Annotated in this window: 19 protein-coding genes, 1 rRNA gene and 1 riboswitch; of the genes, 17 read left to right on the forward strand and 3 right to left on the reverse strand. The window is 55.2% G+C overall.

The window, feature by feature from the left end; translation table 11 throughout:
* Position 1: 1 nt before the first annotated feature.
* The 13 genes from rrf (at position 2) to purD (ending at position 15185) form a co-directional block, all read left to right on the forward strand.
* Positions 2-118, forward strand: a 5S ribosomal RNA gene (rrf, locus tag C4S74_RS23865).
* A gap of 513 nt (positions 119-631) precedes the next feature.
* Positions 632-734, forward strand: a riboswitch (purine riboswitch).
* A 161-nt stretch (positions 735-895) separates the two neighbouring features.
* Positions 896-1381, forward strand: coding sequence for a 5-(carboxyamino)imidazole ribonucleotide mutase (gene purE / locus C4S74_RS23870; RefSeq protein WP_103997832.1), 486 nt, complete (start codon positions 896-898; stop codon positions 1379-1381).
* Entirely contained in the window at positions 1378-2844 is a 1467-nt protein-coding gene (gene purK, locus C4S74_RS23875; protein ID WP_103997833.1) for a 5-(carboxyamino)imidazole ribonucleotide synthase, read from the forward strand. Before purE ends, purK begins: the two co-directional genes overlap by 4 nt.
* 216 nt (positions 2845-3060) lie before the next feature.
* Positions 3061-4356 (forward strand): adenylosuccinate lyase, encoded by a 1296-nt coding sequence (gene purB / locus C4S74_RS23880; RefSeq protein ID WP_103997834.1) that lies wholly within the window; start codon positions 3061-3063, stop codon positions 4354-4356.
* Between the two features lie 31 nt (positions 4357-4387).
* Positions 4388-5281, forward strand: a complete 894-nt coding sequence (locus C4S74_RS23885; RefSeq protein WP_103997835.1) for a phosphoribosylaminoimidazolesuccinocarboxamide synthase — start codon at positions 4388-4390, stop codon at positions 5279-5281.
* Positions 5282-5616: 335 nt separating this feature from the next.
* Entirely contained in the window at positions 5617-5856 is a 240-nt protein-coding gene (purS, locus tag C4S74_RS23890) for a phosphoribosylformylglycinamidine synthase subunit PurS (RefSeq protein WP_009675257.1), read from the forward strand.
* A 20-nt stretch (positions 5857-5876) separates the two neighbouring features.
* A complete protein-coding gene (purQ, locus tag C4S74_RS23895; RefSeq protein ID WP_103997836.1) occupies positions 5877-6572 on the forward strand; it encodes a phosphoribosylformylglycinamidine synthase subunit PurQ in 696 nt (231 codons plus the stop codon).
* On the forward strand, positions 6550-8793 hold the full coding sequence (gene purL / locus C4S74_RS23900; RefSeq protein ID WP_103997837.1) for a phosphoribosylformylglycinamidine synthase subunit PurL: 2244 nt from the start codon (positions 6550-6552) through the stop codon (positions 8791-8793). The genes purQ and purL overlap by 23 nt, the downstream gene beginning before the upstream one ends.
* On the forward strand, positions 8778-10259 hold the full coding sequence (gene purF, locus C4S74_RS23905) for an amidophosphoribosyltransferase (protein ID WP_103997838.1): 1482 nt from the start codon (positions 8778-8780) through the stop codon (positions 10257-10259). The genes purL and purF overlap by 16 nt, the downstream gene beginning before the upstream one ends.
* A gap of 328 nt (positions 10260-10587) precedes the next feature.
* Positions 10588-11628 (forward strand): phosphoribosylformylglycinamidine cyclo-ligase, encoded by a 1041-nt coding sequence (gene purM / locus C4S74_RS23910; protein ID WP_103997839.1) that lies wholly within the window; start codon positions 10588-10590, stop codon positions 11626-11628.
* A gap of 1 nt (position 11629) precedes the next feature.
* Positions 11630-12268: a phosphoribosylglycinamide formyltransferase gene (gene purN / locus C4S74_RS23915; protein ID WP_103997840.1), complete on the forward strand. Its 639-nt coding sequence runs from the start codon at positions 11630-11632 to the stop codon at positions 12266-12268.
* Between the two features lie 84 nt (positions 12269-12352).
* The gene (gene purH, locus C4S74_RS23920) at positions 12353-13897 is read left to right on the forward strand and encodes a bifunctional phosphoribosylaminoimidazolecarboxamide formyltransferase/IMP cyclohydrolase (RefSeq protein WP_103997841.1); all 1545 of its coding nucleotides are present in this window, start codon (positions 12353-12355) and stop codon (positions 13895-13897) included.
* Positions 13898-13916: 19 nt separating this feature from the next.
* On the forward strand, positions 13917-15185 hold the full coding sequence (gene purD / locus C4S74_RS23925; protein WP_103997842.1) for a phosphoribosylamine--glycine ligase: 1269 nt from the start codon (positions 13917-13919) through the stop codon (positions 15183-15185).
* A 473-nt stretch (positions 15186-15658) separates the two neighbouring features.
* On the opposite strand, the gene C4S74_RS26740 is transcribed toward purD, so the two are convergent.
* Positions 15659-15811, reverse strand: a complete 153-nt coding sequence (locus tag C4S74_RS26740) for a hypothetical protein (protein ID WP_181024527.1) — start codon at positions 15809-15811, stop codon at positions 15659-15661.
* A gap of 307 nt (positions 15812-16118) precedes the next feature.
* Between C4S74_RS26740 and C4S74_RS23935 the strand changes: the two genes are divergently transcribed.
* Positions 16119-17351 (forward strand): stalk domain-containing protein, encoded by a 1233-nt coding sequence (locus C4S74_RS23935; protein ID WP_103997844.1) that lies wholly within the window; start codon positions 16119-16121, stop codon positions 17349-17351.
* A 69-nt stretch (positions 17352-17420) separates the two neighbouring features.
* Here the strand turns inward: C4S74_RS23935 and C4S74_RS23940 are convergent, their stop codons facing one another.
* Together C4S74_RS23940 and C4S74_RS23945 are read right to left on the reverse strand one after the other, a co-directional pair.
* Positions 17421-17849 carry a thiol-disulfide oxidoreductase DCC family protein gene (locus tag C4S74_RS23940; RefSeq protein WP_103997845.1) on the reverse strand — a complete coding sequence of 143 codons (429 nt, stop codon included), beginning with the start codon at positions 17847-17849 and terminating at the stop codon, positions 17421-17423.
* Between the two features lie 797 nt (positions 17850-18646).
* The gene (locus C4S74_RS23945; protein WP_103997846.1) at positions 18647-19243 is read right to left on the reverse strand and encodes an aminotransferase; all 597 of its coding nucleotides are present in this window, start codon (positions 19241-19243) and stop codon (positions 18647-18649) included.
* 285 nt (positions 19244-19528) lie between these two features.
* Here C4S74_RS23945 and C4S74_RS23950 point away from each other — a divergent pair, with 285 nt between their 5' ends.
* From C4S74_RS23950 to C4S74_RS23960, 3 genes are all read left to right on the forward strand, one after another.
* Complete coding sequence (locus tag C4S74_RS23950; RefSeq protein ID WP_009675256.1) at positions 19529-19819, forward strand: YerC/YecD family TrpR-related protein; 291 nt, start codon at positions 19529-19531, stop codon at positions 19817-19819.
* An 820-nt stretch (positions 19820-20639) separates the two neighbouring features.
* Complete coding sequence (locus C4S74_RS23955; RefSeq protein WP_103997847.1) at positions 20640-21428, forward strand: sirohydrochlorin chelatase; 789 nt, start codon at positions 20640-20642, stop codon at positions 21426-21428.
* Positions 21429-21437: 9 nt separating this feature from the next.
* Positions 21438-22367 (forward strand): diacylglycerol kinase, encoded by a 930-nt coding sequence (locus C4S74_RS23960; protein ID WP_103997848.1) that lies wholly within the window; start codon positions 21438-21440, stop codon positions 22365-22367.
* The last annotated feature ends 2 nt before the right edge of the window (positions 22368-22369 follow it).

Below are 22369 nucleotides of genomic sequence, written 5' to 3' on the forward strand. Positions count from 1 at the left end.
GTTTGGTGACGATGGCGGAAGGGAACCACGCGTACCCATCCCGAACACGACCGTTAAGCCTTCCAGCGCCGATGGTACTTGGACCGAAGGGTCCTGGGAGAGTAGGACGTTGCCAAGCACGTAAGAGTCCTTTTGAACGTAACCGTTCAAAAGGACTCTTTTTGTTTTCATCACTCTTTACATAATAAGATCCTTCCACTTATCAAATATCTCGACCTAGTGGTCCCACGAGAACGTAATAAAATTGCTGGACTTCTGTACGGAGTGCTGTAGTTGACTGTGTCATGAAACGGCAGCACCAAGCGTTGGGAGCTTCCCGCGGTACGGAAGTACGGAGAGTGTAAGAAATTGTTGAATAAAGGCGAAAAGGAATAAGAAAATGTTTTCGCGAGACCGAAATCTTATAAAAAAGCGTAAATTCGAAGACAATGACAGGTAAGTTTCAGAATAAATAAGCATGCTTTTTCATTAAACTGTTTAAGAAAAGCGTTTTTGAACAGGCTTTCGGAAGGGTTTCAAGAACAGAAAGCGAACTTTACTTCTTTTTCATGAATTGAATGTTCGTATTTCGTTTGACAGGCAAAAAGGTAACTGGTACACTAGAGGAGCGACAATACCTGACAAAACACGTAAATATAATTGTTTACAATCTCGTATAATCATCGGGGATATGGCCCGAAAGTTTCTACCCAAAAGCCGTAAATTTTTGGACTACGAGAGCGAAGCGAGGGGATCCCAGACGGGGGTGCCTTATGTTTGTGTCTCTTGCAGTCCGGCAGATAGAAGTGAAGTAATCTATCTCTGGGCTTTTTTTGCGTCCGGGGATGGAGAGCAGAGGCTTGGGGCTTTCTATTTAAAGAGGTTACCAATATGATAGAAAAGGCGGGTTACGGAGATGTCAGCACGAGTTGGAGTCATTATGGGAAGTAAATCGGATTGGGAAACGATGAAGCATGCTTGCGATGTGCTGGACGAATTCGGCATCCCTTATGAGAAAAAAGTCGTGTCGGCGCACCGTACACCGGACTTGATGTTCCAATATGCCGAGCAGGCCGCTGAGCGAGGACTGCATGTCATTATCGCGGGAGCGGGCGGCGCGGCTCACCTGCCGGGCATGGTGGCAGCAAAGACGGAGTTGCCCGTCATCGGAGTTCCCGTTAAAAGCAGAGCGCTGAACGGGCTGGATTCCCTTCTCTCGATCGTACAGATGCCGGCGGGGATTCCCGTGGCTACGGTCGCGATCGGAGAGGCGGGAGCTGCGAACGCCGGACTGCTGGCGGCGCAAATTCTTGGAGCATTCGAGCCCGAGCTTCAAAATAAAGTGCGTGAGCGCCGCGAACGCATCAAAACACAAGTGTTGGAAGCGAGTGAGCTTGAATGACAGCGAAGAACAGCGGAGAAGAAACAACAAAGCTGAACGGAAGCTTAAGCACTGGACAGGATCTAAGCCGAGCTGGGCAGGCGGAGAGGTCATTTTCCGAGGCTGCTGTCGAGAAGTCCGTTCCCGTACAGCATAACACCTTCAAGGACCACGAAACTGAGCCGGGGCAGGATGCCAACGCTGTAGATAAAATTACGGCGCAGGACACCAACCCCGTAGCTTCTAAAGCGGCGCAGGACGCAAGCCCAGAAGCTCCGACTACGGGGCAGGACGCCATTGCCGCGGAAACGGGTACATCCTCCCTGCAGCACAAAGTCATTCCGCCCGGAAGCACCATCGGTGTGCTGGGCGGCGGCCAGCTCGGCCGCATGCTGGCGCTTGCGGGCCGCAATATGGGCTACCGGTTCGTTACACTCGAACCGGGCGCAGACTCGCCGTGCGGACAGGTGGCCGACCGGCAGATCCAGGCTTCGTACGGAGACGTGGACGCGGCGCGCGAGCTTGCGAGAGTGTCCGATGTCATTACGTACGAATTCGAGAATGTCGACGCCGCGGTGACGAAGCTGCTGACGCAGGAAGCCTATGTGCCGCAGGGCAGCACCCTGCTGTACACGACGCAGCACAGGCTTCGCGAGAAGCGTGCGATCGAGGCGGCCGGCGTGAGGGTGGCCCCGTATGCCGAGATTACAAGCGAAGAGGATCTTCGCGCTGCTGTCGGCAAATTCGGAACTCCCTGCGTGCTGAAGACCGCAACCGGCGGATACGACGGCAAAGGCCAATGGGTCATCCGCTCGGCGGATGAGATTCCCGGTGCTTTTGCCGAACTGAGCCGGGCGGGCACGGATCTGGTGCTCGAACAGTTCATCCGTTTCGAGAAGGAAATATCCGTAATCGCGGCGCGGAGTCCCCGCGGAGAGGTGAAAGCTTTTCCGGCAGCGGAGAATATTCATGTCGAGAATATTTTGCATATGTCGATCGTGCCGGCTCGGATCAGCGCCTCCGTTCAAGAAGAGGCCGAGCGTCTGGCGATCCGCATCGCGGAATCGATGGAAGCGGTCGGGTTGATCGCCGTTGAGATGTTTTTGACCCAGGACGGGGAGCTGTTCGTGAATGAGCTCGCGCCAAGGCCGCATAATTCCGGGCACTATACGATGGAGGCTTGTCTGACTTCTCAGTTCGAGCAGCACGTCAGAGCTATTTGCAATCTGCCGCTCGGTCCGACTGAGCTGCTGACACCGGTAGTGATGGTGAACGTGCTTGGAGAGCATATGGAACCTCTAATGAAATGGTTCTGTTCGGAAGAAAGCGCGGCCTCCGATGGTTTGACGCCCAAGCTTCATTTGTACGGAAAAGATGAAGCCAAGGTCAAACGGAAGATGGGACACGTTAACCTTCTTACGGACGATACGGCAAAAGCGGCGGAGTGGATGGAAAGCACGGGAATCTGGGATTCTATACGATAGGCAGCCGGCCTCTTCTCTTGAACGCCGCGTACGGTTATCCCTGGTCGTAAACGCTCCAGGAGCCGCACGGGGGGTCGAAAGGTCGAACGGCACAAAGCCGGATGCAAGTAGATGCAGATCAGCCCATTAAGGGGCATGAAACACATAAGCTTCGTCAAAACCGGAAGCACAAAACAAGGGTACCAACCCAATCGGAATACAGATGGAGGATTAACCATGATCGAAAGATACAGCCGGCCTGAAATGGTCAAAATTTGGACGGAAGAAAACAAATTCAAGGCGTGGCTTGAAGTTGAAATTCTCTCCTGCGAGGCTTGGTCAGAGCTTGGCGTCATCCCTAAGGAAGACGTGAAAGAACTGCGCGCCAAAGCGGATTTTGATATGGACCGCATTTATGAAATCGAGCAGGAAACCCGTCACGACGTGATTGCCTTCACGCGCGCGGTATCCGAGAAGCTCGGTCCCGAGCGCAAATGGGTGCACTATGGACTGACTTCCACGGACGTCGTGGATACGGCTCTGGGCTACCTTTTGAAGCAGGCGAATGAAATTCTTGAAAAAGATCTTCTCAACTTCATCGAAATCTTGAAAAACAAAGCGATTGAGCACAAACATACGGCTATGATGGGACGCACGCACGGTGTTCATGCCGAGCCGACTACCTTTGGTCTAAAAATGGCCCTGTGGTATGAAGAAATGAAACGGAACCTGGAGCGTTTCCGTTTTGCCGCGGACGGTGTGCAGTACGGTAAAATTTCCGGCGCTGTCGGCACTTACGCGAACATCGATCCTTTCGTGGAACGCTTCGTGTGCGAGCGTCTGGGTACGAATCCGGCTCCGATTTCCACACAGACCCTTCAGCGCGACCGCCATGCGGAATATATGGCTACTCTCGCCCTGATCGCTACGTCTCTGGACAAGTTCGCCACTGAGGTACGCGCCCTTCAGAAGAGCGAGTTCCGCGAGGTGGAAGAAGCTTTTGCAAAAGGACAAAAAGGTTCGTCGGCTATGCCTCACAAACGGAATCCGATCGGATCGGAGAATATTTCCGGTTTGTCCCGCGTTATCCGCGGCCACATGGTTTCCGCTTATGAGAACGTCACGCTGTGGCACGAGCGCGATATTTCGCACTCCTCCGTCGAGCGCATTATTTTGCCGGATGCGACAATCCTGCTTAACTACATGCTCAACCGTTTCGGCAACATCGTGAAGAACCTGACGGTGTTCCCTGAAAATATGAAGCGCAACATGCAGAGCACGTACGGCGTACCTTTCTCCGGCCGCGTGATGACGAAGCTGATCGACAAAGGCTTCAGCCGCGAGCAGGCCTACGACACGGTACAACCCCGCGCCATGCAGGCTTGGGAAGAGCAGCGTTCGTTCCGCGAAATCGTGGAAAACACTCCTGCCATCACCGAGCTGCTGAATGCGGAGGAAATCGAAGACTGCTTCAACCCAAGCTGGCATCTGAAGCATGTGGATACGATTTTTGACCGTCTGGGCTTAAAATAATTCAGAACTTCTGCTTGGGGAGGACGCAAACATGGGCGCATCCGTCGCATTGTCGACCGCCGAACATCTCATTAAAGCGCCTTTGGTATACAAAGGCAAAGTCCGTGAATTGTACGACTTGGGCGAGCATTTCCTGATCGTCGTCACGGACCGCATCTCCGCTTTCGACTATGTGCTGGACCCGGCTGTGCCGGATAAGGGCAACGTGCTCAATACGCTGAGCAAGTTCTGGTTTGAGCTGACGACGCCTTTTATGGAAAATCACGTGGTTCACTGCGACGTTGAGCTCCTGGGAGATCTTGTTACGGAGCCGGCGCTTCTGAAAGACCGAGTAATGGTTACCAAAAAAGCGACCCGCATTCCTGTCGAATGCGTCGTGCGCGGCTATATTACCGGCGGAGGCTGGCGCCAATACCAGGAAACCGGCATGATCAACGGTATCCGGCTTCCCGAAGGACTGCGCAAGAACCAGGTGCTGGAGCACCCGATCTTCACTCCGGCGGCGAAGAACGATGTCGGTCACGACGAGGACATCACTTACGATCAGATGTGCGAGCTGGTCGGCGAGAAGGTAACGGAGCAGCTGATGACCAAAAGCATCATGCTCTACACCCTCGCTCATACGTATTGCGAGCACCGCGGCATCATTTTGGCGGATACGAAGTTCGAATTCGGATTTATCGGCGGCGAGCTGATTCTGATCGACGAAATTTTCACGCCGGACTCTTCCCGTTACTGGGCTAAAGATAAGTACGAGCTGGATACGGAAATCGATTCGATGGACAAAGAACCTGTCCGTACGTATCTGGCGAACTCCGGGTGGAACAAGAACAGCGCTCCGGATCCGCTCCCGGATTCCGTGGTGGAGGAAACTTCCCGCAGGTACCGCGAGATTTTACAGCGTTTAACGGAAGAAACCGAGTAAGAGAAGCTGCGCCGGGTTTTGCCGAGTGAGGCAGAGCCCGGTACAGACTTTCGGGACACGGTCCGTTATCCGGGAAGATGTGCAGGCGTCCGGTCAAGCCGTCAGGCAGGCTGGGGTTTATCGGTCCGTTAACGATTTCCGTCATGAAAGATGAAGGGAACGGACGGTTAACCGCCTTTACAGCACGGCGATTGAAGAATCTATCGGCCTTATTTTTCAGGAGATTAACTTTTTCAAGGGTAAAGAGTCAGAAGATTACAAAAACAGATGCCGAGAACGGTCAAACAGCCGCATGTAAACACGGCGATCGTGATACCAAGGGAGGACAAACCGTAATGAAAGCAACCGTCTATGTGACGATTAAGCAAAGTGTATTGGATCCGCAGGGAAATGCCGTTCAAGGCGCACTGCACTCAATGGGATTTGAAGAAGTCGGCAAAGTACGCGTCGGCAAGTATTTGGAGCTGGAACTGGATACGACGGACCGCGCGGAAGCGGAAGAGCGTCTGAAAGCTATGTGCGAGAAACTGCTGGCGAATACGGTCATTGAAGACTACCGCTTCGAGCTGAACTAACGGATCAGGAGGACATTCCCATGAAATTTGCGGTACTGGTATATCCCGGTTCGAACTGTGACATCGATTGCTACAAAGCGGTCGAGGACACAGTGGGCGAACCCGTCGATTACGTGTGGCATACGGCCACGGACTTGTCCGAATACGACTGCATTCTCGTACCGGGCGGCTTTTCTTACGGCGACTATCTGCGCTGCGGCGCGATTGCCCGTTTTGCTTCGGTAACCCAGGCTCTGGTGAAGGCGGCGGAGCAGGGCAAATATATTCTTGGCATTTGCAACGGTTTTCAAGTTCTGACGGAGGCGGGGCTGCTGCCCGGCGCACTGCTGCGCAACCGCTCGCTTAAATTCCGCTGTCATTCCACTTTGCTTAAAGTGGTGAATAACGCGACTCCGTTCACTTCCGATTATGCGGAAGGCGAAGTGATCGACATCCCGGTCGCGCACGGGGAAGGCAACTACTACTGCGACGAAGAGACGCTGCGCGGGCTTCAGCAGAACAATCAGATTGTTTTCCGTTATGAAACGGACACGAACCCGAACGGTTCGGTTGACGATATCGCGGGAATTTGCAACAAAGAAGGCAACATTGTGGGCATGATGCCCCATCCGGAACGGGCCGTGGACGAGATTCTCGGTTCGGCTGATGGCAAACGGATGTTTACGTCGATTTTAAACGCTTGGAGGGAAAAACATGGCACAGCAGTTAGCCGCTAAGGAACCGAACGCGGAGCAGATCGCCGAGCAGAAAATCTATAAGCAGATGGGCGTAACCGATGCGGAATACGATCAAATCTGCGGATTTCTCGGACGCAAGCCGAACTACGTGGAAATCGGCGTCTTCAGTGTAATGTGGTCGGAGCACTGCTCCTACAAAAATTCCAAGCCGCTTCTCCGCCGTTTTCCTACGACCGGCGAACGCGTATTGATGGGCCCTGGCGAGGGCGCGGGTATCGTGGATATCGGCGACAACCAGGCTGTCGTGTTCAAAATCGAAAGCCATAACCATCCGTCTGCGATAGAGCCGTACCAAGGCGCCGCAACGGGAGTCGGCGGCATTATCCGCGATATTTTCTCGATGGGCGCGCGTCCGGTGGCGCTTCTGAACTCTCTGCGTTTCGGACGTCTCCAGAACGACCGGGTTAAATATTTGTTCGAGCACGTTGTATCGGGGATTGCCGGCTACGGCAACTGTATCGGAATTCCGACGGTTGGCGGCGAAGTTACCTTTGACGAAAGCTACGAAGGCAACCCGCTCGTCAACGCTATGTGTGTCGGTCTGATCGACCACGACAAAATCCAACGCGGCGTAGCCAAAGGCGTAGGCAACCCGGTTTATTATGTCGGCCCGGCAACAGGCCGCGACGGTATTCACGGCGCGACCTTCGCGTCCGAAGAGCTGACGAGCGAATCCGAAGCGAAGCGTCCTGCCGTACAGGTGGGCGATCCGTTCATGGAGAAGCTCGTGATGGAGTCCTGTCTTGAGCTGATCGACACGGGCATCGTGCTCGGCATTCAGGATATGGGCGCGGCAGGTCTTACCTGCTCTAGCGCGGAAATGGCGAGCAAGGCGGGCAACGGTCTTGAACTGTACCTGGACGAAGTGCCGCAGCGCGAGGAAGGCATGACGCCTTACGAGATGATGCTGTCCGAGTCCCAGGAGCGTATGCTGTTCGTTATCGATCCCAAGGATGAGGCGCAGGCTCTTGAAATTTTCGAGCGCTGGGGCGTCATCTGCGCCAAAGTCGGCAAAGTGACCGACGATGGCCGCCTGAAGCTTTTCCACCAAGGCCAAGTCGTGGGCGATATGCCGGTAACGGCACTTGTCGACGAGTGCCCGGTATACAACAAACCGTCCGCTGTTCCCGCTTATTACACGGAGCAGGCGAACACGGATACAAGCCGTTATGAAGAAGTGACCGATTTGAACGGGGCGCTGAAAAGCATCCTGGGCTCTCCGACCGTGGCGAGCAAAGAGTGGGTCTATAACCAATACGATTACATGGTACGCACAAGCACGGCCGTACAGCCGGGCTCGGACGCGGCGGTTGTCACAATCCGCGGCACCCGCAAAGCGCTTGCCATGACAACGGACTGCAACAGCCGTTACGTGTATCTCGATCCGGAAGTGGGCGGACGCATTGCGGTCAGCGAAGCGGCGCGCAACATCGTCTGCTCCGGCGGCGAGCCTCTGGCCGTGACGGATAACCTTAACTTCGGAAGCCCGGAGAAGCCGGAAATTTTCTGGCAGCTTGAAAAAGCGGTCGACGGCATGGCCGAAGCCTGCCGCGAGCTGAGCACGCCGGTTATCGGCGGAAACGTATCGCTGTATAACGAGAACGCGAAGGGCGCCATTTACCCGACGCCGGTTGTCGGCATGGTCGGCCTGATCCAGGACACGGATCATATTACGACCCAAGGCTTCAAGAACGAAGGCGACGTTATCGTCCTGCTGGGCGAAACGAAAGCCGAGCTCGGCGGAAGCGAGTTCCAGAAGGTTGTGCACGGCGTGGTTGAAGGCCGTCCGCCGCAGCTGGAGCTGGAGACCGAGAAGCGCCTGCACGCGGGCGTACTCGCCGCGATCCGCGAAGGTCTCGTCGCATCGGCGCATGACCTCTCCGAAGGCGGCCTGGCGGCTGCCGTAGCGGAAAGCAGCATCTCCGGCGGGCTCGGAGCGGACGTGAACTTCCGCACGGAGCTGCGCGCGGATCACGCGCTCTTCAGCGAGAGCCAGTCCCGCATCCTGCTCAGCTGCCGTCCGGAGAAGCAGGGCGCGCTGATCGCCCTGCTCCAGGAGAAGAACGTACAGGCGGAAGTTATCGGAACGGTAACCGGAACGAACGTGAAGGTCGACATTAACGGAAAACCTGCCGTTCAAGCCTCTATTTCGGAGCTGAGGCAGGTTTGGAAGGACGCGATACCATGTCTGATGCAGTAACATCGGGTAAGGGGCTGTGGACCGGTTCTTACTATAACGAAGGCCATGGCGGACATGACGGTCTGTTCGACAAGTTAAAAGAGGAATGCGGCGTGTTCGGTGTCTTTGGACATCCGGACGCCGCTTCCTTGTCCTACTACGGGCTTCACGCGCTGCAGCACCGGGGACAGGAGAGCGCCGGCATCTGTACGGCGGACGCGGATAATTTTAACTACTTCCGGGGCATGGGCCTTGTGAAGGAAGTGTTCGATCAGTCGAACCTGCCTACGCTTGTCGGCACGTCGGCTATCGCTCACGTGCGTTACTCGACGGCAGGCGAGAGCAAGCTGGCGAACGCCCAGCCCTTGGTGTTCAAATACCGCGAAGGCGATCTCGCCGTAGCGACGAACGGCAACCTGGTGAACGCGGGCGAAATCCGCCAGCAGCTTGAAAAGCAGGGCTCGATTTTTCAGACGACGAGCGACACGGAAGTAGTCGCACACCTGATCGCGCGCTCCAAGCACGATGATATCGTCGACGCGGTTAAAGACGCCCTGCAGCAGGTGATCGGCGCCTACGCGTTCCTGATCCTGACGAAGGACAAGCTGATCGCGGCGCTCGACCCTAACGGGCTGCGGCCTTTCGCGATGGGCAAGCTGGGCGACGCGTATCTGTTCGCGTCGGAGTCCTGCGCCTTTGACATCGTCGGCGGCACGTATATGCGCGATCTTCTGCCGGGCGAGCTGCTGGTTCTGGACAAGAGCGGGCTTACTGAAGACCGTTTTACGGAAAGTCAGACACGCGCTACATGCGCGATGGAATATATTTATTTCGCCCGTCCCGACAGCGACATCGATGCGATTAACGTCCACTCCGCCCGCAAGCGGATGGGCAAACGCCTCGCGGCGGAAGCGTTCGTGGACGCGGATCTGGTAACCGGCGTGCCGGATTCCAGCACGTCGGCCGCCATCGGTTTTGCCGAGCAGACCGGCATTCCTTACGAGCTCGGACTGATCAAAAACCGCTACACGGGCCGGACCTTCATTCAGCCGAGCCAGGAGCTGCGGGAACAGGGCGTGAAGATGAAGCTGAGTGCCGTGCGCAAGGTTGTGGAAGGCAAGCGCGTCGTCATGATCGACGATTCGATTGTCCGCGGAACGACTTCGCTGCGCATCGTAAACCTGCTCCGGGAAGCAGGAGCGACGGAAGTGCATGTGCGCATTTCCTCGCCTCCGTTCCAGAACCCGTGCTTCTACGGAATCGATACGCCGAGCCGCAAAGATCTGATCGCGGCGCAGAAGTCCATCGAGGAGATCCGTCAGGCGATCAATGCGGATTCACTTTACTTCCTCAGCCAGGAAGGGCTGATCGATTCTATCGGCCGCAAGGACGGCGTTGAGAACGGCGGCTTCTGTACAGGCTGTTTCGATAACCGCTACGTTACGTACGTGAACGACAGTGAAGACGCGGTGGGCTGCGGCTGTTAATCCGGCCGTATGGCCTCCGGTCGCAGGTGGTAACCGCCGCAATGATGCTAAGCCGTGGTACGCCTTAGCAGCTCAACGCGAGGGCGACCTGTGGCGAAGTTCATAGGCGCAGCTTCACAGCAGCCGGCAGCGGTTGACTGCAAACCGCAGGCACAAAAGGCCAAGCACCACGAGAATTCCAGTGGTGCAGCCTGCTTTTTTTGCCAGCAGATGTTCAAAGAATGGTTTACCCATAGAGCGACAAATGATGAATCAGAAGATAACCAAGCATGGAAAGCATCACCGCTTGTCGGCGGTCTGCTTTTCAAACCAATAGGGAGTGAGACTAGTGTCGGAGGCATACAAAAAAGCGGGTGTCGACATCGCGGCCGGTAACGAAGCCGTAGAACGGATGAAGAAACATGTGCAGAGAACATTCCGTCCGGAAGTGCTGACGGGACTCGGCGGATTCGGCTCGCTGTTCAGCCTGAACAAGGACAAGTACGAAGAGCCGGTACTCGTATCGGGCACCGACGGCGTCGGAACGAAGCTCAAAATCGCGTTTGCGATGGACAAGCATGATACGATCGGGATCGATGCCGTGGCGATGTGCGTCAACGATATCGTGGTGCAGGGTGCGGAGCCGCTCTTTTTCCTGGACTATCTGGCCTGCGACCGTGTCGTTCCCGGGAAGATCGAAGCGATTGTAAAGGGGATTGCCGACGGCTGCGCGGAATCCGGCTGTTCGCTGATCGGCGGAGAAACGGCGGAAATGCCGGGCATGTATACCGAAGGGGAGTATGACATTGCCGGTTTTACCGTAGGAATCGTCGATAAGAAAAAAATCATCGACGGCTCCACCGTCCGCCCAGGCGACGCTGTAATCGGGCTTGCTTCGAGCGGCGTGCACAGCAACGGCTTCTCGCTCGTGCGCAAGCTGCTGTTGGAAGAAAAGGGACACAGCCTGAATGACAACATCGAAGAGCTTGGCGGAGTTCTCGGCGACGTGCTCTTGGAGCCGACGAAGCTGTATGTGAAGCCGGTTCTCGGCATTCTGGAGCAGGTGGAGATCAAAGGGGCCGCTCACATTACGGGCGGAGGCTTCCTGGAAAATATTCCGCGTACGCTGCCGGAAGGCGTGAACGTCAACATTCAGTACGGTTCCTGGCCGATTCTGCCGATTTTTTCACTCATGCAGCGTGAAGGAAACATTACGAACAACGATATGTTCCGCACGTTCAACATGGGAATCGGCATGGTCATCATCGTGGCTCAGGAAGATGCGGAGAAGGCGCTGGAAATTGCCGCATCGTACGGTCATGAAGCTTACCGGATCGGGGAAGTAACGGAAGGCGGCAAGATCGTGACATTCCAAGGCGCGGAGGTTTAGAATGGGGAAACTGCGGATCGCCGTGTTTGCTTCGGGAAGCGGGTCGAATTTTCAAGCGGTCGCGGACGCCGTGCGCGGTGGCAGACTTGAAGCGGAGCTCGCGCTGCTCGTCAGCGACCGGCCGCAGTCGAAAGTGGTGGAACGGGCAAAACAGGCGGACGTGCCTGTTTTCGCTTTTTCTCCCAAAACGTACGACAGCCGGGAAGCTTACGAAACCGAAATTCTCCAGCTTCTGCGTGAGAAGGAAATTGATCTGATCGTGCTCGCCGGTTATATGCGTATTTTGACACCGGTGCTGGTGGAGCCGTTTTACGGCCGGATGATTAATGTGCATCCGTCTCTGCTTCCGGCTTTTCCGGGAATTAAAGGGATCGACCAGGCGCTAGAATACGGCGTTAAAGTGACCGGGGTTACGGTGCATTACGTCGACGGGGGGCTCGATTCGGGACCGATTATCGCCCAGCGCGCCCTCGAAATCCGGGAGGACGATACGGCAGAAAGCCTGACCGGGCGCGTTCATGCGGTGGAGCACGAGCTGCTCCCTCTTGCGATCGGCTGGATCGCGGAAGGCCGCGTGACGCTGGAAGGCCGGCTTGTGCGTATTTCGGAACCGGAAACGGCCGAGGCTTCGGAACAATAGAAGGAGCTTTTTGTACGGAGAGATTTAATCGATTAAGTATACAAAGGTTCAAACCAGACTTTCCAACCCATAGGAGGAGAAATCGTGGCAATCAAAAGAGCGTTAATCAGCGTATCGGACAAAACGGGCATTGTGGAATTCGCGTCGGAGCTGGCAAAGCTGGGCGTCGAACTTATTTCGACGGGGGGAACGAAGACCCTACTGGAAAAAGAGGGAGTACCGGTCATCGGCATTTCCGACGTAACGGGATTTCCCGAAATTCTCGACGGGCGTGTAAAAACGCTGCATCCCGCCGTACACAGCGGCCTTCTCGCTATCCGTGACGATGCCGAGCACCGCAAAGTGATGGAAGAACTGGGCCTCGGGTATATCGATCTCGTGATCGTCAACCTGTACCCGTTCGCGCAAACGATCGCAAAGCCGGATGTGGAGTATGCGGATGCGGTGGAAAACATCGATATCGGCGGACCGACAATGCTGCGCTCGGCGGCGAAGAACCACGCTTTCGTCTCGGTTGTGGTGGATGCGGCCGATTATGACACGGTACTTGCCGAAGTCCGTGAAAATGCCGATACGACCCTTCAAACGCGCAAACGCCTGGCGGCAAAAGTTTTCCGTCATACGGCGGCTTACGATTCCCTGATCTCCGAATATTTGTCCGGACAAGTGGGCGAGGAGTTCCCGGAACGCTATACGGTTACGTACGAAAAGGTCCAGGACCTGCGCTACGGGGAAAACCCTCATCAGAAAGCGGCGTTTTACCGCAAACCGCTTGCCGTTGAAGGCAGCATCGCGACGGCGGAGCAGATCCACGGCAAAGAACTGTCTTACAACAACATCAATGATGCGAACGCGGCACTGCAAATCGTGAAGGAATTCACGGAGCCTGCTGTCGTCGCCGTGAAGCATATGAACCCGTGCGGCGTCGGAATCGGCACGTCGGTCAAGGAAGCGTACGAGAAAGCATACGCGGCCGACCCTACGTCCATTTTCGGCGGAATTATCGCGGCCAACCGTCCGATCGACGGAGAAACGGCGCAGCTGCTGCACGAAATCTTCCTGGAGATCGTTATCGCGCCTGACTTTACGGCCGAAGCGCTGGAAATCCTCCAGAAGAAGAAAAACATCCGTTTGTTGAAGCTGGGCAACTTTAACGAAGGCGAGCGCAAAGCGCTGCACCTGGTTACTTCCGTAGAAGGCGGCATGCTTGTACAGGAAAGCGATGTTCACGCGATCTCGGAAGGCGACCTTAAGGTGGCGACCGACCGCGAGCCGACGGAAGCCGAACTGAAGCAGCTGCTGATCGCGTGGAAAGTCGTCAAGCACGTGAAATCCAACGCGATCGTGCTGGTTACAGAGGATATGACCATCGGTATCGGCGCGGGCCAGATGAACCGCGTAGGCGCCGCCAAGATTGCCATTGAGCAGGCCGGCGAGAAAGCCAAGGGTGCGGTACTCGCTTCCGACGCGTTCTTCCCGATGGGCGATACGCTGGAAATTGCCGCGGCAGCCGGAATTACGGCCGTCATTCAGCCGGGCGGTTCGATCAAAGACGAAGAATCGATTAAAGTGGCAAACGATAAAGGCGTCGCCATGGTGATGACCGGCGTTCGTCATTTCAAACACTAGAAGCGGGAGGCGGGACACTATGCGCATATTGGTTATCGGCCGCGGAGGCCGGGAGCATGCGATCGTCTGGTCGCTTCGCAAAAGCCCGAAGGTGACGGCTCTGTTCTGCGCACCGGGCAACGGAGGCATCGCGGAATTGGCGGAATGCGTGCCGATTACGGAGTTCCAGTTTGCCGAGATCGCAGAGTTTGTCCGTCAGAATGCGATCGATCTGGTCGTGGTGGGACCGGACGATCCGCTCTACGAGGGCATCGTGGATTATTTGGAAGAGCACGGCATTCGCGCATACGGACCGAACCGGGCGGCGGCGGAGATCGAAGGAAGCAAAGTATTTATGAAGCATCTGCTGAAAAAATACGAGATTCCTACGGCCGCTTATGAAGCGTTCGAGGACTACGAGGCTGCGCTGGCTTACCTGCGCAAGCTCGGAGCGCCGATCGTCATTAAAGCGGACGGGCTGGCCGCCGGCAAAGGCGTGATCGTGGCATCGACGCTGGAAGAAGCGGAGAAAGCGCTGAAGGAAATTATGGTCGAGAAGCAGTTCGGCGCTTCCGGCAACCGCGTCGTCATCGAAGAATTCCTGCAAGGACAGGAAATGTCCCTGCTGGCGTTCGTTGACGGCAATGTCGTGAAGCCGATGGTGCCTTCCCAGGACCATAAGCCGGTTTTCGACGGCGACAAGGGACCCAACACCGGCGGCATGGGCACGTATTCGCCGGTACCGCACATCCCGCAGGAGATCGTGCAGCAGGCGCTGGACACCATCGTGAAGCCGGCGGCCGAGGCGATGGTGAAGGAAGGGCGCCCGTTCCGCGGCGTGCTCTACGCGGGGCTGATGATTACCGCGGACGGACCGAAGACGATCGAGTTCAACGCCCGCTTCGGCGATCCGGAGACGCAGGTCATTCTGCCCCGGCTGAAAACCGACCTGCTGGAGATCATTCTGGCGACACTCGAAGGCCGCCTGGCGGACCTTGATATCGAGTGGAGCGAAGAAGCGGCCGTATGCGTTATTCTCGCATCCGGCGGCTATCCCGGCTCGTACCCGAAAGGACTGCCCATCGAGGGCCTGGACGCCGCGGGCGGCGCCCTCGTGTTCCATGCGGGTACGGCGCTTGAAGACGGCCGGCTGGTTACCAGCGGCGGCCGTGTGCTTGGCGTCACGGCGCTGGGCCGTGACATTGCCGATGCGCGCGAGAAGGCGTATGCCGCCGCGGACCGCATCTCCTTCGAAGGGAAGCAGAACCGGACGGATATCGCGCTGAAGGCATTGAACGCGATGAAGTAAAGGGCGGGCGGAATTCCGTTAAAGCATGGACGGCTGTGAAGCGGCGACGGATCGCGCTGAAGGCACTGAACGAGATGAAATAGAGGCCGACGGAAATCGCGTTAAAGCTTGGGCAGCGATGAAGCGGCGACAGAGGATGCTCGTTCCCCGTTCCACTCCGGCTCAGGTTCCGGTTCTTGCTTCGGCTCGGACAGCTTTTTGTGGGTTCCAGCAGTTTAACCGAATAAAACGCACGGGTCTTCTTCGGAAGATCCGTGCGTTTTTATTATTTTTCCACAGGTGAGGAGAAGGACTAGTGATTGTGGCTGCTGTCTTTTTCAGCATTCAGGTTAAGGTCTCCCGCAGTGCAGAGGGCAGCAGATTATCGGGAGAGGTGTGATTGTATGTATTCAGCACGTCAGCACGCATTCGCATTCGGGGAAATTGCTTTCCTTCATTTAAAGGGAATGTAAAGGGATTGGGAAAGGACCGGCTTATGACCGGCGCTTCTTCGCTTCCTTTTTGTTCAGCCAATACAGCTGAAGTTCGTTTCTTTTGCTGTAAACGAAATAGACGGCGAATGCGCAGCCGAATACCAGCACAATCGAAATCCAATGCTTCTGAATAAATGTCCCCATAATACTCATTTACGAAACCCTCCAATGTACCGAAATTCTCTGAAAAATTGTTTCTTTATAAACTTAAGAAAACATAAAAAGCCGGTAATTTAATAACGAAAGTGCTAGGATGGCGGTTTTCAAAGACGGAAAAGAGAGCAATCCGGCTTAGTATGACCTTAAACGGAAGGGCTATTCACAGGGCGGAAGGGAACGGGAAAAGAATTCTACTCTACTTTAGAAACGTTTTGTATCAAAAATTCAAATAACCTATTTACAAGTTACATTATGTATCGTAAAGTAGAACAGAAAAGATTTGTATCTGGGAGGGCGAGAAATGAAAAAGTTAGTTTACGGATTGACTCTGATGCTGGCTTTGTTCCTGCTTCCACTTGCGGCTTCCGCAGCCTCTGGAACGCAGTTAGAAGTCAACGACAAGGCAATCGGACTGTCGGCGGAGCCTCAAATTTCAGGAGAAACAGCTTATGTGGACTTGGCGCCGGTTCTTGGCAGTCTCGGCTACACTGTGCAGGAAAACGTGTACGGTAAAGGCTGGACCGCATCCAAAGGCGGTTCCAAAATCGAGCTGGTACCCGGCTCCAGTTCTTTTGTAGTGAATGGTGAAACGGTCAACGCGGGCGCGGCTGTACTCCAAAGCGGGAACAAGCTTAACCTGCAGGCATTCGCGGATCTGACGGGACGCAAGCTGAAAGTAGACGGGGAGAACGCACTCATTTCCTTAAATGACACCCTGCTTACGGACGTGCTGGAGACCCTCTACACAGGCACGCTGACACAATCCCCGCAAGCTCAGAAATCCCTGACGGCGGAGAATCAAGGCTACACCGGCTACATCAAGCTCTTCTACCCGAACGGCAAGGTATTCTACGACGGGTATATGGTAAACAGCAAGTTTGAAGGCAAAGGCAAGTACTACGACTCGAATGGCGTACTACGCTATGACGGTAACTGGAAAGCGAACAAATTCGACGGACAAGGCAAATCGTATTACGCCGATAAGCATCTGGAATATGACGGTTTGTGGAAAGCGGGTAAAAAGCAGGGCTACGGCACCTACTACTGGGCGTGGGAACCTTGCGGCGAACCGCCGGGCAGCATTACCGGTTATAACAAGTATGTCGGTTTCTTCGATAAAGACGAATTCCACGGCGTCGGCAAAATCAACTGGGCGGACGGAAGCAAGTTCGAAGGCTTCTTCTCCAAAGGAGGCATTGAGTGCGCAGGTGTCTTCCATTGGTCGGACGGCTGGAAATATGTCGGTATGTATAAAAACGGCAAGCGTGAAGGCTTCGGAACGGAATACAACGAGAAGGGAAAAGTCATCTATGAAGGCGGATTCCGTAAAAACCTGGCAGAAGGCTACGGTCGTTTGTACGATGCCAATGGAAAGCTTCTGTACGAAGGCGAATTCACCAACGGACATCCTAAGCAGCAGGCTGAAGCTGAAGCACGCACTCTGACAGGCTTCCAATCCCAATCCAATCAAAAGTCTGCGGCAGCTCAACTGCTGACTCATACGCATAACCAAATGGAAGTAACTTTCCAATAAGAGGGTAAAAACAAATAACCGGCGTCTCGCGATGAGATGCCGGTTATTTGTTTTTGCAGCGTGGCGTTCCTAGTCCAGGAAACGCCGGCGCAGCTCCGGCGTGGGGACCATGCACGCGTCCCGCTGCCCGAACCAGCGGTAGCGGTTGCGCGCGATCCAGCGGTACACCGCATCGCGGACCGGCTTCGGCACCGCCACGAAGCCGTACAGGAGCGGCCACGGGTACCGCAGCCGGCGCAGCACACGCAGTCCTGCGGACGACTGCGTGTAGGCGCGGCCTCCTTCGATGAGTACGAAGGAATCGAAGGAGGCCGCAGGCAAGTCGTGCCGGGCAAGCAGACGCTGCCCGGCTTCCGACTGCAGCGCCGCGAACCGGATGTGTCCGGCCGGGTCGCGGCGCACGGTGAACCGGACGAAGGCATTGCACAGGTTGCAGACGCCGTCGAACAAGACCACCGGCCCGGAGACAGCTTCCGGGCCGGGAACTGGAGCCTTCATAGGGATCACCCGCCCGTCCTTGTGAGTATACGTCAAGTATATCACAGGGGGAGCGGGGGAGGCGGAGATGAAGGCGGTCGGGGCTTTGCGCGTGCTTGAGCGGACAGTGTCCCTCATGCAAAGCGCTCTGCACAGCCCATTCTCCAGCTTTAGCTTGCGGGCTAGCCGGCTTGTTGTGTAAACGGTAAAACTGGTAATTGTTGTTCCGGATCGGGAGCGGCTTCTACGGTTGTGCTGTTAGAAGCTTCATGCACAGCCGGAATTTTGACGGAGCAGAAGTAACCGACAAGTAGGGCGCTCGCACGGAGGCTGCCTTTACGTCGGATGTGAGGGGCTGTCTCCACTTCGCCGCCCGCTCCCTTCGTAGTCGGCATCATCTCCGCAATAACTCTAATAAGAGTTGCTGCTATTGGAACATTGATGAGAACTATACAGCTTGTAGAGTCCTGCACGGTGCTGGGGCATTTTAAAACCGGGAGGAATGGAGAGATCAGAACATGCTCGCATAAAATCAAATATTTTCCTGTTTATTTTATGTAAATGGAGGAGAATTCTATATATTTTTTGTGCCGGAACCGATATAGTTCTTGATTGTGGAAGCAGTTCGGGGCTTAGGTTTTAGAGATAGCTGTTGTTTTCGGCGAGGGTAGTTCTGTGAAGCGGGAAATGTTTTTGCGGCCAGGGTAATGGTGAACCTTCAACTGAGCTGCCTGAGAGCGATCTTTTGGATGAGGCACATAGTTGGCTGTGGGAGAATGGAAAAATCCGGGCCCCTGCAGGGGACCCGGAATGCTGCATTACCTGCGCGTGGAGCGTTTGCGGCGCTTGTTTGTTTTAGTTGTTTGGCCTTTGCGTCTGGCCGGTGCGGATTTTCTTTTCTTTTTGCGCTTGGGAGTGTATGAGGAATCCGCACGTTTGGTGGCCGCCTTGGCACCGAAGCCGCTGAACAGCAGCTTGATCATGGGGGCGAACTGCTGGACGGAGCCCACGAATTTCTGAACTTTGCCCATGGTGCCGATCACGCCTTCAATTCCGCCCATGCGGTCAATGAAGCCTTTGATCTGGTTGATGTTCATCCCGCCTAAAAGGCCGCCGGCTCCTCCTGCCGAACTTCCGGCTGCAGCGGCCGGGGCCGCGGAGTTAACGGGAACGGGCAGATTCTGGCCGAATTCGGAAAATCCCGGACCACCCTGAGGAAAACCTCCGCCCCCGGGGCCACCCTGGAACCCGCCGCCTGAAAAGCCGCCCCCCGGGAATCCGCCGTCAGCAAAGCCTCCTCCGGGTATTCCGCCCTGGAAAGGAGCTCCGCCCTGCCCTCCTGCCGGACCCGGCGAGAACAAGCTTCTGGTTTGCACCTCCGGCTGTCGGCCGTGTGTCGGATAACGATAGCTCACTTGAATTCACGATCCTTTGCAAAGGATTTACTGCTGTATCCTATGTGATAGGCAAACGTTTGGACTGGACGGATATCACGGGTACGGGGAAAATATCACGGGAACCGGAACGGCCAAATGTACACTACCAGGAGAAGGTCGCGATTTAGAGCGGTAACGCTTAAAAATTTTACTGTTTTGCAATTGTAAAGGAAGGAGATTATAATAAACCTGTCGAAATAGAAGTTATTGCTCTACCGATTGTCCAGAAATACCAGATGAAATGGAATGCTAGGGGTTGAAGATATGCAGTTGAAAAAACTAAATGATAAAGCGATTGACCAGCTTTTCGAGGCGATTCTTACATTGAACAGCCTGGAGGAATGCTATACATTTTTTGACGATCTTTGTACGGTGAACGAGATCCAGTCGCTGTCGCAGCGTCTGGAAGTGGCGCGCATGCTGCGCAAAGGCTGCACGTACAATCAGATCGAAGCCGAGACGGGCGCAAGCACGGCAACGATTTCGCGCGTAAAACGGTGCCTGAACTACGGAAACGACGGTTACGTGCTGACGCTGGATCGTCTGAACCGCTAGAGCGGCCCGGAGGGGCGTCACCGGATTTTGCTCCCTAGTCAGGAGACGGAATCTGCAAAAGCGAAGCAGTGATGATTGGCAAGAGCCAGATGCTTCAGGGAAGTTGGCCGGGGATCGTGACCGGTTCATAAAGACTCTTTTTTTGCTGCTTTGTTGTCTGTGCGGTACAGATTACGAAGTGCGGAACAGGATGCCAAGAGAAGGCCGATGATGGGCTGCTTGCTGGTAAGGTCGGGACGGTAGATGACCGCGCAATTTTACGATGTCCACTGGTAGTGGACGAGTGATCTTTCAAACGGAACATGATCATGATGCTGAATGTACGGATTCATGTCGGTCATGGGGTGCCAGCCTTAAAGAAGTGGATTCGTTCGTCACCTGCCACGTCAAGACGCCTGTCGTTTAGACGATACCCGAAGGCATAAGAGTTACCGCCGGGTCATGTACACACCGCCCGTCACACCACGAGAGTTTGCAACACCTGCCGGGATGGGCGTAGCCTTATTTTTTCCGGGGGGCGACTAGCTAGGAAAGAAGCGTCTGCGCGATGCTTTTATCGGTCTGAACGGTCCGGCTTTGAGTTTCTTTATGCTGCATCTTCGGGTAAGATAAGCCGGGGCTGATCAATGCTGCGGAACCTCTTTTATAATGGTAGTAATAGTCGGATGCTTACAAACGAATGGATTCTCACAACAGCAGACCGCAAAAGGCTTATAATCCCCCTCTTTACACCCGTAAATGGGGATTTTTCCTGTTTATTGACATAAGGGGCCAGTTTAGATAGCATGAAAGCAGGATGAACGGAAGCGGAGTGAAAGCCATGCGGAAGTATGGAGTTTTGGTAATCAGCCACGGCTCGCGGAGCCGGGAATGGGTGCAGCTGGTGGATGAAGCCGTAGGGGGAATGCGGGTTCCGGAGGGCGTTCCGTTGTTCGGTTCGTTCCTGGAGCTTGTGGACGGACGGCTGATTCAAGACGGAATTACCTGGTTAGAAAACCGTGGTGTGACTGATCTGATCGTCATCCCGCTTTTTGTATCCAAAGGAAGCACGCATCTCGACGAGATCGCGTACGCGCTGGGCCTGAAGCCCGAGCCGCTTCTGCCGACGGATCTGGAACCGTTCGAAATCAGGGCGCGCGTGCATATGACGCCACCTATGGATGAGGACGCGGAGCTGCTGGCGGAGATGGTGTACGAGAAAATCCGCAGCTTGTCGGAGGACCCGGAGCGGGAGATTGTGCTGCTTGTGGGGCACGGCAGCGTCGAACAGCTTTTTCATCTGGCGTGGCGCGGAAGTCTGGAGCGGATTGCCCAGGAATTGAAAAAGACCGGCGGCTTCGGAACGACGGACGTGGCGATGCTGCTGCCGGATCAGACGAAGCGGAAGCTGGAATGGTGGCGGGAGCGGAAGCCCGGACATGCGGTCATCATTGCGCCGCTTTTTTTAAGTGAGGGCTATTTTACGAGAGAAGTGATTCCTTCCAGGCTGGAAGGGTTTGACTACCGATATAACGGGCAATCTATACTGCCGAGTCCTAAGGTCAGCGAGTGGCTGGAGCGGCAGGTTGCCTCATTTTTTAACCGGGACCATTATGAGCAAAAAAGGTGATAAAGAGAAATGGCCAAACGTGCTAGATTGATCTATAACCCCACATCGGGGCGGGAAGAAATGCGCAAGCGTTTGCCGGAAATTTTGCAGCGTCTGGAGAGGGGCGGTTATGAAACGTCCACCCATGCGACGATCGGCGAGGGAGACGCGATGCTGGCGGCCTCACAGGCCGTGGACCGCGGGTTCGACCTGATCATTGCGGCAGGCGGAGACGGAACGCTGTATGAAGTGGTTAACGGGATGGGCGAGAAGTCGAACCGGCCTCCGGTGGGTATTTTGCCGCTCGGAACGACGAACGACTTTGCCCGGGCTTTGAACATTCCGCGCGACTGGGAAGACGCCGTGGATCTTATCGTCCGCGGGTATTCGAGACCGATCGATGTCGGTAAAGTGAACCAGAAATATTTTATCAACATTGCGGGCGGGGGTTCCATGACGGAGCTGACGTACGAAGTGCCTAGCAAGCTCAAAACCATGATCGGGCAACTAGCCTATTATGTAAAAGGACTCGAAATGCTGCCGCGCCTGCGGCCGATTCACATGCATTTGAAGTCCGCTGAGATGGAAATCAACGAGGACGTTATGCTGTTCCTCATTACGAATAGCAATTCCGTCGGGGGCTTTGAAAAGCTGGCTGTCGACGCGAGCTTGAACGACGGGCTTTTTGACGTTATCGTGCTCAAGAAGTGCAACCTGCCGGAGTTTATCAAAATCGCCACCATGGCGCTCAAAGGCGAGCACACGAACGATCCGAATGTCGTCTATTTTCAGACGAAAAAGCTCGAAATTTCGTCCCCGGACTACGTACAGATCAACCTGGACGGCGAGCTCGGCGGTACATTGCCGGCGGTTTTCACCAACCTGCAGTCGCACATCGAGATCATTGTGGATGAGTCCGGCCAGTCCACGTATAAACATCAACGCAGATTAGGGAGTTAAAC

Origin of the sequence: Paenibacillus sp. UNC499MF, assembly GCF_900107975.1 — a bacterium.
Taxonomy (GTDB): Bacteria; Bacillota; Bacilli; order Paenibacillales; family NBRC-103111; genus Paenibacillus_F.

What these genes read in the sequence shown, in the direction of transcription:
- purL (WP_103997837.1), top strand. Translation starts at nt 6,550, where the DNA reads ATGGCACAGCAGTTAGCCGCTAAGGAACCGAACGCGGAGCAGATCGCC.
- C4S74_RS23955 (WP_103997847.1), top strand. Translation starts at nt 20,640, where the DNA reads ATGCGGAAGTATGGAGTTTTGGTAATCAGCCACGGCTCGCGGAGCCGG.
- purF (WP_103997838.1), top strand. Translation starts at nt 8,778, where the DNA reads ATGTCTGATGCAGTAACATCGGGTAAGGGGCTGTGGACCGGTTCTTAC.
- C4S74_RS23960 (WP_103997848.1), top strand. Translation starts at nt 21,438, where the DNA reads ATGGCCAAACGTGCTAGATTGATCTATAACCCCACATCGGGGCGGGAA.
- C4S74_RS23950 (WP_009675256.1), top strand. Translation starts at nt 19,529, where the DNA reads ATGCAGTTGAAAAAACTAAATGATAAAGCGATTGACCAGCTTTTCGAG.
- purD (WP_103997842.1), top strand. Translation starts at nt 13,917, where the DNA reads ATGCGCATATTGGTTATCGGCCGCGGAGGCCGGGAGCATGCGATCGTC.
- purB (WP_103997834.1), top strand. Translation starts at nt 3,061, where the DNA reads ATGATCGAAAGATACAGCCGGCCTGAAATGGTCAAAATTTGGACGGAA.
- purN (WP_103997840.1), top strand. Translation starts at nt 11,630, where the DNA reads ATGGGGAAACTGCGGATCGCCGTGTTTGCTTCGGGAAGCGGGTCGAAT.
- purQ (WP_103997836.1), top strand. Translation starts at nt 5,877, where the DNA reads ATGAAATTTGCGGTACTGGTATATCCCGGTTCGAACTGTGACATCGAT.
- purK (WP_103997833.1), top strand. Translation starts at nt 1,378, where the DNA reads ATGACAGCGAAGAACAGCGGAGAAGAAACAACAAAGCTGAACGGAAGC.
- purS (WP_009675257.1), top strand. Translation starts at nt 5,617, where the DNA reads ATGAAAGCAACCGTCTATGTGACGATTAAGCAAAGTGTATTGGATCCG.
- C4S74_RS23940 (WP_103997845.1), bottom strand. Translation starts at nt 17,849, where the DNA reads ATGAAGGCTCCAGTTCCCGGCCCGGAAGCTGTCTCCGGGCCGGTGGTC.
- C4S74_RS26740 (WP_181024527.1), bottom strand. Translation starts at nt 15,811, where the DNA reads ATGAGTATTATGGGGACATTTATTCAGAAGCATTGGATTTCGATTGTG.
- purE (WP_103997832.1), top strand. Translation starts at nt 896, where the DNA reads ATGTCAGCACGAGTTGGAGTCATTATGGGAAGTAAATCGGATTGGGAA.
- C4S74_RS23885 (WP_103997835.1), top strand. Translation starts at nt 4,388, where the DNA reads ATGGGCGCATCCGTCGCATTGTCGACCGCCGAACATCTCATTAAAGCG.
- C4S74_RS23935 (WP_103997844.1), top strand. Translation starts at nt 16,119, where the DNA reads ATGAAAAAGTTAGTTTACGGATTGACTCTGATGCTGGCTTTGTTCCTG.